The sequence below is a fragment of the Herbaspirillum camelliae genome (assembly GCF_001929405.1).
Taxonomy (GTDB): Bacteria; Pseudomonadota; Gammaproteobacteria; order Burkholderiales; family Burkholderiaceae_D; genus Herbaspirillum; species Herbaspirillum seropedicae.
On sequence record NZ_KV880769.1, the window covers coordinates 2,538,750 to 2,552,877 of the forward strand.

14 protein-coding genes are annotated in these 14,128 nt (G+C 64.0%); 12 read left to right on the forward strand and 2 right to left on the reverse strand.

The window, feature by feature from the left end:
- Positions 1 to 10 precede the first annotated feature (10 nt).
- On the reverse strand, positions 11 to 859 hold the full coding sequence (locus tag BGK68_RS11280) for an IclR family transcriptional regulator (RefSeq protein ID WP_013233075.1): 849 nt from the start codon (positions 857 to 859) through the stop codon (positions 11 to 13).
- Positions 860 to 1,213: 354 nt separating this feature from the next.
- Here BGK68_RS11280 and BGK68_RS11285 point away from each other — a divergent pair, with 354 nt between their 5' ends.
- The 7 genes from BGK68_RS11285 to BGK68_RS11315 all read left to right on the forward strand — a co-directional run bounded on the left by BGK68_RS11285 (position 1,214) and on the right by BGK68_RS11315 (position 8,544).
- Positions 1,214 to 2,491 (forward strand): L-fuconate dehydratase, encoded by a 1,278-nt coding sequence (locus tag BGK68_RS11285; RefSeq protein WP_075257173.1) that lies wholly within the window; start codon positions 1,214 to 1,216, stop codon positions 2,489 to 2,491.
- 81 nt (positions 2,492 to 2,572) lie between these two features.
- Entirely contained in the window at positions 2,573 to 3,349 is a 777-nt protein-coding gene (locus BGK68_RS11290) for an SDR family oxidoreductase (RefSeq protein WP_075257174.1), read from the forward strand.
- A 7-nt stretch (positions 3,350 to 3,356) separates the two neighbouring features.
- Positions 3,357 to 3,719: an L-rhamnose mutarotase gene (locus tag BGK68_RS11295; RefSeq protein ID WP_075257175.1), complete on the forward strand. Its 363-nt coding sequence runs from the start codon at positions 3,357 to 3,359 to the stop codon at positions 3,717 to 3,719.
- Positions 3,720 to 3,874: 155 nt separating this feature from the next.
- Positions 3,875 to 5,437, forward strand: coding sequence for a sugar ABC transporter ATP-binding protein (locus BGK68_RS11300; protein WP_075259793.1), 1,563 nt, complete (start codon positions 3,875 to 3,877; stop codon positions 5,435 to 5,437).
- 45 nt (positions 5,438 to 5,482) lie between these two features.
- A complete protein-coding gene (locus BGK68_RS11305; RefSeq protein WP_013233080.1) occupies positions 5,483 to 6,526 on the forward strand; it encodes an ABC transporter permease in 1,044 nt (347 codons plus the stop codon).
- Between the two features lie 134 nt (positions 6,527 to 6,660).
- Positions 6,661 to 7,551, forward strand: a complete 891-nt coding sequence (locus BGK68_RS11310) for an ABC transporter substrate-binding protein (RefSeq protein ID WP_407645728.1) — start codon at positions 6,661 to 6,663, stop codon at positions 7,549 to 7,551.
- Positions 7,552 to 7,674: 123 nt separating this feature from the next.
- On the forward strand, positions 7,675 to 8,544 hold the full coding sequence (locus tag BGK68_RS11315) for an L-fucono-1,5-lactonase (protein ID WP_075257177.1): 870 nt from the start codon (positions 7,675 to 7,677) through the stop codon (positions 8,542 to 8,544).
- Between the two features lie 18 nt (positions 8,545 to 8,562).
- On the opposite strand, the gene BGK68_RS11320 is transcribed toward BGK68_RS11315, so the two are convergent.
- Positions 8,563 to 9,183: a TetR/AcrR family transcriptional regulator gene (locus BGK68_RS11320; protein WP_075257178.1), complete on the reverse strand. Its 621-nt coding sequence runs from the start codon at positions 9,181 to 9,183 to the stop codon at positions 8,563 to 8,565.
- A gap of 176 nt (positions 9,184 to 9,359) precedes the next feature.
- Here BGK68_RS11320 and BGK68_RS11325 point away from each other — a divergent pair, with 176 nt between their 5' ends.
- Genes BGK68_RS11325 through BGK68_RS11345 form a run of 5 tightly spaced genes read left to right on the forward strand, consistent with a single transcriptional unit; the run spans position 9,360 to position 14,126 of the window.
- Positions 9,360 to 10,646 (forward strand): NAD(P)/FAD-dependent oxidoreductase, encoded by a 1,287-nt coding sequence (locus BGK68_RS11325; protein WP_075257179.1) that lies wholly within the window; start codon positions 9,360 to 9,362, stop codon positions 10,644 to 10,646.
- The gene (locus BGK68_RS11330; RefSeq protein ID WP_075257180.1) at positions 10,643 to 11,497 is read left to right on the forward strand and encodes a DUF1365 domain-containing protein; all 855 of its coding nucleotides are present in this window, start codon (positions 10,643 to 10,645) and stop codon (positions 11,495 to 11,497) included. Before BGK68_RS11325 ends, BGK68_RS11330 begins: the two co-directional genes overlap by 4 nt.
- Positions 11,494 to 12,705: an SAM-dependent methyltransferase gene (locus tag BGK68_RS11335; RefSeq protein WP_075257181.1), complete on the forward strand. Its 1,212-nt coding sequence runs from the start codon at positions 11,494 to 11,496 to the stop codon at positions 12,703 to 12,705. Before BGK68_RS11330 ends, BGK68_RS11335 begins: the two co-directional genes overlap by 4 nt.
- A gap of 3 nt (positions 12,706 to 12,708) precedes the next feature.
- A complete protein-coding gene (locus BGK68_RS11340) occupies positions 12,709 to 13,278 on the forward strand; it encodes a DUF3833 domain-containing protein (RefSeq protein ID WP_143433022.1) in 570 nt (189 codons plus the stop codon).
- Complete coding sequence (locus tag BGK68_RS11345) at positions 13,275 to 14,126, forward strand: SDR family NAD(P)-dependent oxidoreductase (RefSeq protein WP_075257182.1); 852 nt, start codon at positions 13,275 to 13,277, stop codon at positions 14,124 to 14,126. Before BGK68_RS11340 ends, BGK68_RS11345 begins: the two co-directional genes overlap by 4 nt.
- Positions 14,127 to 14,128: the final 2 nt, after the last annotated feature.

The following is a 14,128-nucleotide window of genomic DNA, read 5'->3' on the forward strand; positions in this document are numbered from 1 at the left end:
GCGCCCGGCTTCACGAGCCGAAGCTGGAATCCCCCATCAGCCGCGACAGCCGCGCTGAAATCTCCTGGACGATGCCTTGCACCTCGTCCAGGCTGGGATTGACCTTCTTGTCGATGCGTTCGATGTAGGGCACGTTCAAAGCCGCCAGCATGCGGTTGTTGGCGCCCATGACGGGATAGGAGAGGTTGACCACCCCGCGGATCTGGCGGCTCTCCATGCGTGAATGACCGCGCTTGCGGGTGTCCTCGATCTGGCGCATCAGTTGCGCCGTTTCGATTTCCTGCTCGCCATCCATGCGCACATGGGCGGCCAGCATGGCGGCGCGCTCGGCCTCGTCGCGGAAGGCCAGCAGCACATGGCCCGAAGCCGTATCCGTCAAACTCACCAAGGCCCCCACTTTGAGCCCGAAGGCCCAGCGTTCGGGGCTGTCCACCTGCGCCACCACGATCACGCGACCGGCTTCATAGACCGTCAGGTGCGTCGATTGCACGGCGCGGCTGGCCAGTTCACGCATATGGGGCAGGGCGGTGCTGACCAGCGAGCGGATCGGCTGGTGATGGTGGGCCAGTTCGAACAGCTTCAGCGAGAGCCGGTAATGGTCATTGTCGGCAATCAGGTAGCCGCGCTGCTCCAGCGTCACCACCATGCGGAAGATCTCATTGACGCTGCGGCCCAGCTGGCGCGAGATCTGGTTGAGCGTGAGCATCTGCTCGGAGCGGCTCAGCAGTTCCAGGATATCCAGTCCCTTGTCCAGCGCCGGCGCGGCATAGCGCGTCTTGCCGCTGCTGCTGTCGTCCTCGGCGGCAGCGGTCTGCACGGTGGCGGCGTCGTCCGGATTGATCTTCCTGGTTCTGGGCATGATGGCGTGACTGTCGGACTGAGATGAGGCGACTTTATAAACCACGATATTTCATTTGTAAAAGGAAATTTTATATATCGCCACTCATTGCCTGGGAGACATGTCAAAACAGATATCAAGAAGGTGTGAAACTTCATCGGGATCGCGCTCTAATGCGGGGATAATCAAGGTTATGCTTCAATCCTCACAGATGAAATAACATTTTATTTGTGAATAATAGAAGAGGGGCATCGCCCCGGAGACGATAACCGGGCCGGCCGCCAGCAAGGCGGAGGGCCCTGCCGATGGTCCCGCCCAGCGCTGATGTCGCCACGATATCGCCACGGCCCGGCCCGGCCACACGACAAGAGACTGATGACCAAGATCACTGCCCTGCGCGTGCTCGACGTGCGCTTCCCCACCTCGCAATCGCTGGATGGATCGGATGCGATGAATCCCGATCCGGATTATTCCGCCGCCTATGTCATCCTCGATACCGACAACGCCGCGCTCAAGGGCCACGGCCTGACCTTTACCATCGGGCGCGGCAACGAGATCTGCTGCGCCGCCATCCGCGCCATGGAGCACCTGGTGGTCGGGCTGGACCTGGAATGGATCGCCGCCGACATGGGACGCTTCTGGCGTCACGTCACCTCCGACAGCCAACTGCGCTGGATCGGCCCGGACAAGGGCGCGATCCACCTGGCCACCGGCGCCGTGGTCAACGCCGCCTGGGACCTGTGGGCCAAGGCCGAAGGCAAGCCGGTCTGGAAACTGGTGGCCGACATGTCGCCCGAAGAACTGGTGCGCACCATCGATTTCCGCTACATCACCGACTGCATCACGCCCGACGAGGCACTGGCTCTGCTACGCGAGAAAGAAGCCGGCAAGGCCGAGCGCCTGCGCCTGCTGCAGCAGGAAGGCTATCCCTGCTACACCACCTCGGCCGGCTGGCTGGGGTATGAGGACGCCAAGCTGCGCCGGCTCTGCCAGGAAGCCATCGACCAGGGCTTCAATCACGTCAAGCTCAAGGTCGGCCGCGACCTGGCCGACGACAAGCGGCGCGTGAGCATCGCCCGCGAGGTGCTGGGACCGGAGCGCAAGCTGATGATCGACGCCAACCAGGTCTGGGAAGTGCACCAGGCCATCGACTGGGTCAACCAGCTGGCCTTTGCCCAGCCCTGGTTCATCGAGGAACCCACCTCTCCGGATGACGTCGAAGGACATCGCAAGATCCGCGAAGGCATCGGCGCCGTCAAGGTCGCCACCGGCGAGATGTGCCAGAACCGCGTGCTGTTCAAGCAGTTCATCATGCGCGATGCGATCGACGTGGTGCAGATCGATTCCTGCCGTCTCGGCGGCGTCAATGAAATCCTGGCGGTCATGCTGATGGCCGCCAAGTACGGCAAGGTGGTCTGCCCCCATGCGGGCGGCGTGGGCCTGTGCGAGTATGTGCAGCACCTGTCGATGATCGACTACCTGTGCATCTCCGGCAGCAAGGAGGGGCGCGTCACCGAATACGTGGATCACCTGCACGAGCACTTCGTCGATCCCTGCGTGGTGAAGAACGCCGCCTACATGCCGCCCAGCCGGCCCGGCTTCTCCATCGAGATGAAGCCGCAATCGCTGGAGCAGTACCGCTTCCGCGGGTGAAGCAAGGCTCGGCGAAGCAAGGCAAGAAATATAAACGTTATAAAACGTTATAAAGCGATATAAAAGAATACGGAGACTGAATTGGATCTGAACCTGCAAGACAAGGTGGTCATCGTCACCGGCGGCGCCTCCGGCATCGGCGCTGCGATCAGCCTGCAACTGGCTGCTGAAGGGGCCATTCCGGTGGTGTTTGCGCGCAGCGCGCCCGAGCCGCAGTTCTGGGAACGACTCACTGCCGTGCAGCCGCGCGCAGCGCTGTTCCAGCTCGAGCTGCAGGATGATGCACGCTGCCGCGAGGCCGTGGCCGGGACCATAGAGCGCTTCGGCCGCCTCGATGGCCTGGTCAACAATGCCGGCGTCAACGACAGCGTGGGGTTGGAGGCCGGCCGCGACGCGTTCGTCGCCTCGCTGGAACGCAACCTGATCCACTACTACGTCATGGCCCATTACTGCGTGCCGCATCTGAAGGCCACGCGCGGCGCCATCATCAATGTCTCCTCCAAGACCGCCGTCACCGGCCAGGGCAATACCAGCGGCTATTGCGCTTCCAAGGGCGCGCAGCTCTCGCTGACCCGTGAATGGGCGGCCGCCCTGCGCGATGATGGCGTGCGCGTCAACGCCCTGATCCCGGCTGAAGTGATGACCCCGTTGTACGAAAGGTGGATCGCCACCTTCGACCATCCCCAGGAAAAGCTCGACGCCATCACCAGCAAGATTCCCCTGGGCAAGCGCTTTACCACCGCCGAGGAAATGGCGGACATGGCCGTGTTCCTGCTCTCGGAGCGTTCTTCGCATACCACCGGGCAGTGGATCTTCGTCGATGGGGGCTATACCCATCTCGACCGCGCCCTGACCTGAGGCAGCCATGCGCAGCGTACTGGCCCTGGACCTCAAGGATGACGCCGAGCTGATCGCCCAGTACGAGGCGCATCATCGACGCATCTGGCCGGAGATCGCCCGGCATCTGCGGCAGCATGGCGTGACCGCGATGGAAATCTATCGTCTTGGCACGCGCATGATGATGATCATGGAGACCGACGACGCCGTCTTCAATGCCGCCGCCATGGCGGCGGCGACGGTGGACGATCCCAAGGTCCGCGCATGGGAAGAATTGATGTGGCGTTTCCAGGCCCCGACTCCGTGGACGCCAGCGGGGCAGAAGTGGGTGCCAATGACGCGCATCTTCGATCTGGCCGGGCAACAAGGCGAAGAAGATCAGGAGGACTAAGTTTTCCCGGTAGTTTCTGTTAGTCTTCAGTGACGACACTGTTAGTCCCCCGAGACAGCGTCCACTGATGAAAGCAAGGCCGGTCCACCGGCACAGCGGCCGCAGAGCCGCGTCAAGAATGGCCCATCGTGGCCCGCAATGCATCCGAGGTGAGCATGCAAGAAGATAAAGAGACAAGCACCACTGGCGTGGCGGCGAGTTCCTCGTCCTCCGTTCCGGTCATCGCGCTGCGCAATGTGTGCAAGCGTTTTCCCGGCGTACTGGCGCTGGACAACTGCCAGTTCGAACTGGCAGCCGGCGAGGTCCACGCCCTCATGGGCGAGAATGGCGCCGGCAAGTCCACGCTCATGAAGATCCTCTCCGGGGTCTACCAGCGCGACAGCGGCGACATCCTGCTCGACGGCAAGCCGGTGGAGATCACCGAGCCGCGCCAGGCGCAGGCGCTGGGCATCGGCATCATCCATCAGGAACTGAACCTGATGAACCACCTCTCGGCGGCCCAGAACATCTTCATCGGCCGCGAGCCGCGCAAGGCCCTTGGCCTGTTCATCGACGAGGACGAACTCAATCGCCAGGCCGCCGCCATCTTCGCTCGCATGCGGCTGGACATGGACCCGTCCACCCCGGTGGGCGAGCTCACCGTGGCGCGCCAGCAGATGGTGGAAATCGCCAAGGCGCTGTCCTTCGACTCGCGCGTGCTGATCATGGATGAGCCGACCGCGGCGCTCAACAACGCCGAGATCGCCGAACTGTTCCGCATCATCCGTGACCTGCAGGCGCAGGGCGTGGGCATCGTCTACATCTCGCACAAGATGGACGAGCTGCGCCAGATCGCCGATCGCGTCAGCGTCATGCGCGACGGCAAGTACATCGCCACCGTTCCCATGCAGGATACTTCCATGGACACCATCATCTCCATGATGGTCGGTCGCGCCCTCGATGGCGAGCAGCGCATCCCGCCCGACACGTCCCGCAATGACGTGGTGCTGGAAGTGCGCGGCTTGAATCGCGGCCGCGCCATCCGCGATGTGAGCTTTACGCTGCGCAAGGGCGAGATCCTCGGCTTTGCCGGCCTGATGGGCGCGGGCCGCACGGAAGTCGCGCGCGCCATCTTCGGCGCCGATCCGCTGGAGTCAGGCGAGATCATCATCCACGGCGGCAAGGCTGTCATCAAGTCGCCCGCTGACGCGGTGGCCCATGGCATCGGCTACCTGTCGGAAGACCGCAAGCATTTCGGCCTGGCCGTGGGCATGGACGTGCAGGCCAATATCGCCCTCTCCAGCATGGGCCGCTTCACCCGGGTCGGCTTCATGGACCAGCGCGCCATCCGCGAGGCCGCACAGGTGTACGTGCGCCAGCTGGCCATCAAGACGCCGTCGGTGGAACAGCAGGCGCGCCTGCTCTCGGGCGGCAACCAGCAGAAGATCGTGATTGCCAAGTGGCTGCTGCGCGATTGCGACATCCTCTTCTTCGACGAGCCCACACGCGGTATCGACGTCGGCGCCAAGAGCGAAATCTACAAGCTGCTCGACGCCCTGGCCGAACAGGGCAAGGCCATCGTCATGATCTCTTCGGAACTGCCCGAGGTCCTGCGCATGAGCCACCGCGTGCTGGTCATGTGCGAAGGGCGCATCACCGGAGAACTGGCGCGCGCCGACGCCACCCAGGAAAAGATCATGCAACTGGCCACCCAGCGCGAATCGGCCGTGGCCGGCTGAGACAGCCTACGCCGCCCACGCCCCCATACTAGACCCGAGACGATCATGGCAAACAATATCCACTCCGCCACTTCCGCATCCACCACCATGGCCAATACCGCTTCCGCCCAGGGCCTGCGCGCCCGCCTGTTCAACCCGGCCGCGCGCCAGAAGCTGCTGGCCTTTGCCAGTCTCTTGCTGATGATCCTGTTCTTCAGCTTCGCCTCGCCCAACTTCATGGAGGTGGACAACCTGGTCAGCATCCTGCAATCGACCGCTGTGAACGGCGTGCTGGCCATTGCCTGCACCTACGTCATCATCACCTCCGGCATCGACCTGTCGGTGGGCACCATGATGACCTTCTGCGCCGTCATGGCCGGCGTGGTGCTGACCAACTGGGGCATGCCGCTGCCGCTGGGCATCGCTGCGGCCATCTTCTTCGGCGCGCTCTCGGGCTGGATCTCCGGCATGGTGATTGCCAAGCTGAAGGTGCCGCCCTTCATCGCCACGCTGGGCATGATGATGCTCTTGAAGGGCCTGTCGCTGGTGATCTCCGGCACCCGTCCGATCTACTTCAACGATACCGAGGGCTTCTCGGCCATCGCCCAGGATTCGCTGATCGGCGACCTCATTCCCTCGCTGCCCATTCCCAATGCGGTGCTGATCCTGTTCCTGGTGGCCATCGGCGCGTCCATCATCCTCAACAAGACCGTGTTCGGCCGCTATACCTTTGCCCTGGGCAGCAACGAAGAGGCGCTGCGCCTGTCGGGCGTGAAGGTGGATTTCTGGAAGGTCGCCGTCTATACCTTCTCCGGCGCCATCTGCGGCATTGCCGGCCTGATCATCGCCTCGCGCCTGAACTCGGCGCAGCCGGCGCTGGGCCAGGGCTATGAACTCGATGCGATCGCCGCCGTGGTCATCGGCGGCACCTCGCTCTCCGGCGGCACCGGCACCATCCTGGGCACCATCATCGGCGCCTTCATCATGAGTGTGCTGGTCAATGGCCTGCGCATCATGTCGGTGGCGCAGGAATGGCAGACCGTGGTGACCGGCGTGATCATCATCCTGGCGGTGTATCTGGACATCCTGCGCCGCCGTCGTCGTGCATGAACCTGTGGTAGCAACAAAGGCATTCCAACCCCGCCGGCATCGCCAAGGGCCGGCACTCCATCATCGATAACAAAAGGAGACTTACCGTGTTCAAGAACAAGTTACTGGGCGCTGCCCTGGGCCTGGCTTTCGCGATGGGCGCCTCGGCTGCGCAAGCGCAGGAAGCCTATATTCCCCTGATCTCCAAGGGCTTCCAGCACCAGTTCTGGCAGGCCGTGAAGGCCGGGGCTGACCAGGCTGCCAAGGACTACAAGGTCAAGGTCACCTTCGAAGGCCCCGAGACCGAAGCCATGGTGGACAAGCAGATCGACATGCTCTCCGCCGCCCTGGCCAAGAAGCCGCAGGCCATCGGCTTCGCCGCGCTCGACAGCAAGGCCGCCATCCCGCTGTTGAAGAAAGCCCAGGCCGCCAAGATCCCGGTGGTGGCCTTTGACTCCGGCGTGGACAGCGACATCCCGGTCACCACCGCCACCACCGACAACCGCGCCGCCGCTGCCCTGGCTGCCGACAAGATGGCCGAGCTGGTCGGCAAGGAAGGCGAAGTGGCCGTGGTCGCGCACGACCAGACCAGCCGCACTGGCGTGGACCGCCGCGATGGCTTCCTGGAACGCATCAAGTCCGCCTATCCCAAGATCAAGGTGGTCAGCGTGCAGTACGGCGCCGGCGACCAGTTGAAGTCCACCGAAGTGACCAAGTCCATCCTGCAGGCCTATCCCAAGATCAAGGGTATCTTCGGCACCAACGAAGGCTCGGCCATCGGCGTGGTCAATGGCGTCAAGGAAATGAAGCGCAAGATCATCATCATCGGCTATGACTCGGGCAAGCAGCAGAAGGATGCGATCCGCGAAGGCATCATGGCCGGCGCCATCACCCAGAACCCGGTCGGCATTGGCTACAAGACCGTGGAAGCGGCCGTGAAGGCGATCAAGGGCGAGAAGCTGCCCAAGGTCATCGATACCGGCTTCTACTGGTACGACAAGAGCAATATCGACGACGCCAAGATCGCTGCAGTGCTGTACGACTGATCCAATGGTTTGCTGATCTGCCAGGGCGTCGCCAGCGGCGACGCCTTATTTTTTGACGCAGCAGGAATAAGTTTTCTGTAATGCAGGACTAACAATTTTTCACCCCCTCCGGAAGAGTCCATCATGAAGCCGCCCCGCATCGACGCCCACCAGCATTTCTGGTTCTACCAGCCGCAGGCCTATCCCTGGATAGGCGCAGGCATGGAGCTGCTGGCCTGCGACCGTACTCCCGGCCAGTTGCAGCCGGTCCTGGATGCCGAAGGGCTGGATCAGTCCATCGCCGTGCAGGCCCGCGCGGGCCGCGAAGAGACCGGGTTCCTGCTGGAGTTTGCCCGCGGCAATCGCCGTATTGCCGGCGTGGTGGGCTGGGAAGACCTGGCTTCGCCGCATCTGGCGGCCAATGTGGAGCGCTGGGGACGCGACAAGCTGGTGGGTTTTCGTCACCAGTTGCAGGATGAGGCCGATGTGGGCGGCTTCGTGGAGGCGCCGGCCTTCAATGCCGGCGTGGCCTGGCTGCAGCAGCAGGGGATGGTGTACGACGTGCTGGTCTATGCGCGCCAGATGGCCGAGGTGCAGGCCTTCTGCGCCCGCCATGATCGCCACTGGCTGGTGCTGGATCACCTGGGCAAGCCGGCCCTGACCGAGTTCGGCCGGGGTGATGCCGCTTTCGAGGGATGGAAACGCCAGTTGCGCGCCCTGGCGGCCTTGCCGCATGTGGCCTGCAAGCTGTCGGGCCTGGTCACCGAGGCCGACTGGCAGCGCGGCCTGCGCCAGAAGGACTTCGACAACATCAGCCTGTGCCTGGATACCGCGCTGGAAGCCTTCGGTCCGCAGCGGCTCATGTTCGGTTCGGACTGGCCGGTGTGCCTGCTGGCCGCTTCCTATGCCAAGGTGGCCAGCGTGGTCAGGGAGTGGGCCGCGACGCGCTTGTCGGCGGCCGAGCAGGAGCTGTTGTGGGGCGCGACCGCAGCGCGCTGCTACGGCCTGGCCTGAGAGGATGGGGCGCCGCGTTCAGCGCGGCGCATCCTGCTCGAAGCCCTTGAAGGCCACGTGCAGCATGTACTTGATGATGTCTTCGTTGCTCATCTTGCTGAATTTCTGCAGGTAATCCACCGCCGGATCGCAGGTCCGGGCGTAGTAGCTGTACAACACCACATCGCTGGGCAGAGCGGCATCAATGTCGCCGGCCTTCTGCGCCTCCTTCACCAGCTTCTCCAGCTGGCCGTTGAGCTTCAACACCCGCATCACATACTTGACGTTGCGCATGAGCATGTCCCGCACCGGCGCGCTGGTGGAGGGCAGGAAGGGCAGGCCGCCTTCCAGCCGCACGCGCAGCGCCCATTCCAGCATCGCCTCGAGCTTGTCGCGCGCGCCGGCGATGTGCTCCAGCTGGGCCAACTGATCAATGGCGCCATCGATCAAGCGGATCATGGTCTCGCCGATCAGCTCTTCCTTGGACTTGAAATGCTTGTACAGGCTGGGTTTGGAGATGCCCACAGCGCCTGCCACATCGTCCATGGTCATCAGGTCATAGCCCTTGCTGCCCAGCACCGAAGTGGCGGCGTCGAGGATGGCGTTCTCGCGCAGCTTGAAAGCCTGGTCCTTGAAGCTCAGTTTTCCGAAAATACTCATTGGTAGATTTGATTACTAATTAGTAGATTTTATTTTTCTTTGGTAGTAATCTTAGCACCTAAATCGCTGATGAGCGGCGCAAATACCTGTAAAAAAGCCAGCCGGCCGCACCGCCGGACTCATCAGCCGGGCCGCCGGCGGCGGCACAGCATCCAGAGAAGAGGCGGACAGCTTTCATGATTCCAACAGGACAACGCATTGCCGTCATCGGCGCCGGGATTTCCGGTCTGGCCAGCGCCTACCTGCTGGCGCGCCAGCACCAGGTGGTGCTCTACGAGGCCGCGCCGACCCTGGGCGGCCACGCCAATACGGTGGATATCGCCCCGGAGGGCGTACCCTTTGCCGTCGATACGGGTTTCCTGGTCTTCAATGACTGGACCTATCCCAACCTGATCGCCCTGTTCAAGGAACTCAAGGTCGAGACCTACGACACCGACATGTCCTTCGGCGTGTCCATGGACCAGGGCCAGTTCGAATGGGCCGGCACCAATCTCGATACCGTCTTCGCCCAGCGCAAGCGCCTGCTGCAACCTGCCTTCCTGGGCATGCTGCGCGACATCCTGCGCTTCAACCGCGCCGCCCGCGCCAACCTGGCGGCCTGCGAAGGCCGTCCGGTGAGCCTGCGGCAATTGCTCAAGGAGGGCGGCTATGGCGCGCTCTTCAGCGACGCCTACCTGATCCCCATGGCGGCGGCGATCTGGTCCAGTTCGCCCTCTGACATCCTGGATTTCCCGGCGGCGACCTTCCTGCGCTTCTGCATCAACCATGGCTTGCTGCAGGTGAACAACCGTCCGCGCTGGCGCACCGTACGCAACGGCTCGCGCGAGTACGTGCGGCGCATCGCCGCCACGCTGGACGACGTGCGCCTGGGCAGCCGCCTGGAGAGCGTGGTGCGCAACGAACAGGGCGTGCTGGTGCGCAGCGCCGCTCCCCAGGCGCGTGAAGAACAGTTCGATGCGGTAGTCTTCGCCACCCATGCACCACAGACGCTGGCCTTGCTGCAGGACGCCACCATCGAGGAACACCAGGTGCTCGCGGCCGTGCGCTATCAGGCCAATACGGCGTGGCTGCACAGCGATATCTCGCTCATGCCGCAGCGGGAGAAGGTCTGGTCGGCCTGGAACTACCTCGGTTCGCGCAAGGACGATGGCAGCCGCGCCGTGTGCGTGAGCTATTGGCTCAACCGCCTGCAGGACCTGCCTTGTCGTAGCGATGTGGTGCTCACGCTCAATCCGCCGCAGCCGCCCAACCCGGCTACGGTCATGGGGCGCTTCGACTACGAACATCCGGTCTTCGACCAGCCCGCCATCGACGCCCAGCGCCGCCTGCCGGACATCCAGGGACGCCATCGCGCCTGGTTCGCCGGCGCCTGGACCGGCTATGGCTTCCACGAAGACGGCCTCAAGTCGGCCCTGCGCGTGGTCAAGGACTTCGGCGTGCTGCCGGATTGGGCGGCCCTATGAGCCGCGCCCAGCCTTCCCGCGCCGATGCACCCGCGCTGCTGCTGAGCGGGCAGGTGATGCACCAGCGCCTGCGCCCGGTGCTGCACAAGTTCGTCTACCCGGTGTTTTGCGTGCGCCTCGATCTGGCGCGTCTGGGCGAGGCCAGCAATGCCTGGTTCGGGGTGGACCGCCGCCGCCTGATGTGCGTGCGCACGCGTGACTATGGTCCACGTAATGGCAGCGACCTGAGGCAATGGGTGCGAGGACATCTGCAACAGGCCGGCCTGCCCGATGATGGCGCGATCTGGCTGCAGACCTTCCCGCGCCTGTTCGGCTTTGTCTTCAATCCGGTCAGCTTCTTCCTCTGCCATGACCGCGAAGGCCGCTTGCGCGCCGTGCTGGCCGAGGTCAACAACACCTTCGGCGAGACCCAGCATTACCTGCTCTCGGCGCCTGGCCAAGGCGTCATCGACGAGCAAACACGCCTGGTCTGCGACAAGCTGATGCATGTCTCGCCCTTCTGCGAAGTGCGCGGCTTCTATCGCTTCCGCTTCCGCGACCAGCCCCGGCGCGACCAGGCGGACCAGCATACCGCCTTCGTCGGTATCGATTACTACGACCATGGCCAGGCCGCCGAGGCAGCTCAAGGTCTGCAACCCTTGATGCGCACCTCCATTGGTGGCCATCTGCATCCCCTGACTGCGGCCTCGGCCTTCGCTGCGCTCTGCGCGCAGCCTTTGCTCACGCTGGGCGTGGTCGCCCGTATCCACTGGCAGGCCTTGCTGTTGTGGCGCAAGCGCGTGCCCTGGTTCAGCAAGCCCGAGCGCGCAGCCGCCGCAGGAACTTCTTCTGGAAAGGAAACCCTATCGTGAACCGCAGCCCCGCTTTGCAGACTACTGGCCGGCGTGCCGGACCGATTTCGGCACGCCTGTTCCTGGCCATGCTCGAACGCCTCAGCCACGGCCACCTCGAACTGATCACGCCGCACGGCACCACGCTGACCTTCGGTGATCTGCGCCAGCCGCCCAGTGCGCAACTGCGCATCCTGGACTGGCGCGCCTGTGGTGCGATCCTGCGTGCCGGCGACATCGGTTTCGGCGAGGCCTACGGCCATGGCTGGGTCGATACACCCGACCTGGCCGCACTGCTGCGCCTGGCCATGCGCAATCGCCAGGTGCTTTCCAGTGCTGTCGAAGGGGGACGGCTGGCCTCGTGGTGGTATCGCCTGCGCCACCTGCTGCGTTCCAACACGCGCAGTGGCAGCCGTCGCAACATCCATGCGCACTACGACCTGGGTAATGATTTCTACCGCTTGTGGCTGGACCCTACCATGAGCTATTCCAGCGCCATCTTCAGCGCGCCCGACCAGAGCCTGGAGCAGGCCCAGGCCGCCAAGTACCAGCGCATCATCGACCAGCTGGGCCTGCGCGCCGGTGACCGCGTGCTGGAGATCGGCTGCGGCTGGGGCGGTTTTGCCGAGCATGCGGCGCGCCTGGGCATCCGCGTGCATGGCGTGACGATCTCGCCGGCGCAACTGGCCTATGCCCAAGAACGCATGCGCACCCAGCAGCTCGATCATCTGGCGCAGCTGGAACTGCGCGACTACCGCGACCTCGATGGCCAGTACGACGCCATCGTCTCCATCGAGATGTTCGAGGCCGTGGGTGAACGTTTCTGGCAGACCTATTTCGATACCGTCTCTGCACGCCTGAAGCCGGGCGGGCAGGCGCTGATCCAGTCCATTACCATCGATGAGGCCGTCTTCGAGCGTTACCGCGACAGCGCCGACTTCATCCGCGAATTCATCTTCCCCGGCGGCATGCTGCCCAGCCACGAGCGCTTCTCGCGCTGCGCCCAGCGCGCCGGGCTGGCCACGCGCGACCGATTCCACTTCGGCCGCGACTATGCTGAGACCCTGCGCCGCTGGCACGACAATTTCCTCGCCCAGCGTGAAACGATTGCCGCGCAAGGTTTCGATGAGCGCTTCCGTCGTCTCTGGCAGCTGTATTACGTGTTCTGCGAAGTCGGCTTCGACGAAGGCCAGACCGATGTGGTGCAGTTCCTCTTGCACAAGGAGTGAGTCATGGATACCAAGCTGATGCGCCGGGGCCTGCCGGCGCAACTGTGGCACTGGATGGGCCTGGCGCTGCTGGGCCTGGCCCTGGGCGGTTGCGCCTCGCAGCAATTGTCGGACTATGCCGCCAAGACGCCGGTATTCGATCCGGCCGTCTTCTTCAAGGGCCGCACTGAAGCCTGGGGCATGTTCCAGAAGCGCAGTGGCGAAGTGGCGCGGCGCTTCCATGTGGTGGTGACCGGCACTGTCGAAGGCAATACGCTCACGCTGGACGAGCGCTTCCGCTACGACGACGGCGAAACCCAGACCCGCGTCTGGACCCTGGTGCGCCAGCCCGACAACAGCTGGCGCGGCCGTGCCGGCGACGTCATCGGCGAGGCCATCGGCCAGACCGCTGGCAATGCGCTGCACTGGAACTACACGCTGCTGCTGCCGGTGGGCGAGAAGCAATATGAAATGCAGATGGATGACTGGATGTACCAGATGGATGAGCGCACCCTCATCAATCGCACCAGCATGAGCAAGTTCGGCATCGAAGTCGGCCAGGTCACCCTGTTCTTCCGCAAGGAGGGCGCATGAGCACGCACACCCGTCCGCTGCCCAAGGCAGCCCCTCAGGACAAGGCCCCGCCCTCGCGCACGGCCGTGCTGTTCGGCCCCATGAACGAACCCATGGCCGACCTGCGCGGACGGCGCATCTGGCTCATCGGCGCCTCCAGCGGCATCGGCGCCGAACTGGCGCGCCAGGCGCTGGCGGCTGGTGCGCGGGTGGCGCTGTCGGCGCGCCGTGCGGAGGTGCTGGAAGAAGTCGCGGGTGGCCATCCAGAGGCCTTCATCGCCCCGCTGGACGTGCTCTGCCACGATGCCTGGCGCGACCAGCATGCGCGTATCGTCGAAGCCTTCGGCGGCGTGGATCTGCTGATCTTCTGCGCGGCCAGGTATCGTCCCGAGCGCAGCTGGGAAGTGCAGGAAGACGAGGCCGAGCACACCATCCGCACCAACCTGGCCAGCGTCTATTCGGCGCTGGGCGCAGCGCTGCCGGACATGCTCGCACGCGGCAGCGGCGGCATTGCCCTGGTGGCCAGCGTGGCCGGTTACGTCGGCTTGCCGGGCGCAACCGTGTACGGGCCGGGCAAGGCGGCGCTGATCAATCTGGCGGAAATTCTCTATAGCGATCTGCGGCCCAAGGGCGTCAATGTCTATCTGGTCAATCCCGGCTTCGTCAAGACCGACCTGACCGACAAGAACGACTTCGCCATGCCCGCCCTGCAGACCCCGCAGCAGGCCGCCAGCGCAATCTGGCGCGGCATCGGCGAAGGGCGCTTCGAGATCCATTTCCCCTTGCGCTTCACGGCCTGGCTGAAGCTGTTGCGGATATTGCCGTTCCGCTTGCGCTTCATGCTGTTCCAGCGCTTCCTGCTGAGCTGATG

What these genes read in the sequence shown, in the direction of transcription:
- BGK68_RS11280 (WP_013233075.1), bottom strand. Translation starts at nt 859, where the DNA reads ATGCCCAGAACCAGGAAGATCAATCCGGACGACGCCGCCACCGTGCAG.
- BGK68_RS11285 (WP_075257173.1), top strand. Translation starts at nt 1,214, where the DNA reads ATGACCAAGATCACTGCCCTGCGCGTGCTCGACGTGCGCTTCCCCACC.
- BGK68_RS11295 (WP_075257175.1), top strand. Translation starts at nt 3,357, where the DNA reads ATGCGCAGCGTACTGGCCCTGGACCTCAAGGATGACGCCGAGCTGATC.
- BGK68_RS11300 (WP_075259793.1), top strand. Translation starts at nt 3,875, where the DNA reads ATGCAAGAAGATAAAGAGACAAGCACCACTGGCGTGGCGGCGAGTTCC.
- BGK68_RS11305 (WP_013233080.1), top strand. Translation starts at nt 5,483, where the DNA reads ATGGCAAACAATATCCACTCCGCCACTTCCGCATCCACCACCATGGCC.
- BGK68_RS11310 (WP_407645728.1), top strand. Translation starts at nt 6,661, where the DNA reads ATGGGCGCCTCGGCTGCGCAAGCGCAGGAAGCCTATATTCCCCTGATC.
- BGK68_RS11315 (WP_075257177.1), top strand. Translation starts at nt 7,675, where the DNA reads ATGAAGCCGCCCCGCATCGACGCCCACCAGCATTTCTGGTTCTACCAG.
- BGK68_RS11320 (WP_075257178.1), bottom strand. Translation starts at nt 9,183, where the DNA reads ATGAGTATTTTCGGAAAACTGAGCTTCAAGGACCAGGCTTTCAAGCTG.
- BGK68_RS11325 (WP_075257179.1), top strand. Translation starts at nt 9,360, where the DNA reads ATGATTCCAACAGGACAACGCATTGCCGTCATCGGCGCCGGGATTTCC.
- BGK68_RS11330 (WP_075257180.1), top strand. Translation starts at nt 10,643, where the DNA reads ATGAGCCGCGCCCAGCCTTCCCGCGCCGATGCACCCGCGCTGCTGCTG.
- BGK68_RS11340 (WP_143433022.1), top strand. Translation starts at nt 12,709, where the DNA reads ATGGATACCAAGCTGATGCGCCGGGGCCTGCCGGCGCAACTGTGGCAC.
- BGK68_RS11345 (WP_075257182.1), top strand. Translation starts at nt 13,275, where the DNA reads ATGAGCACGCACACCCGTCCGCTGCCCAAGGCAGCCCCTCAGGACAAG.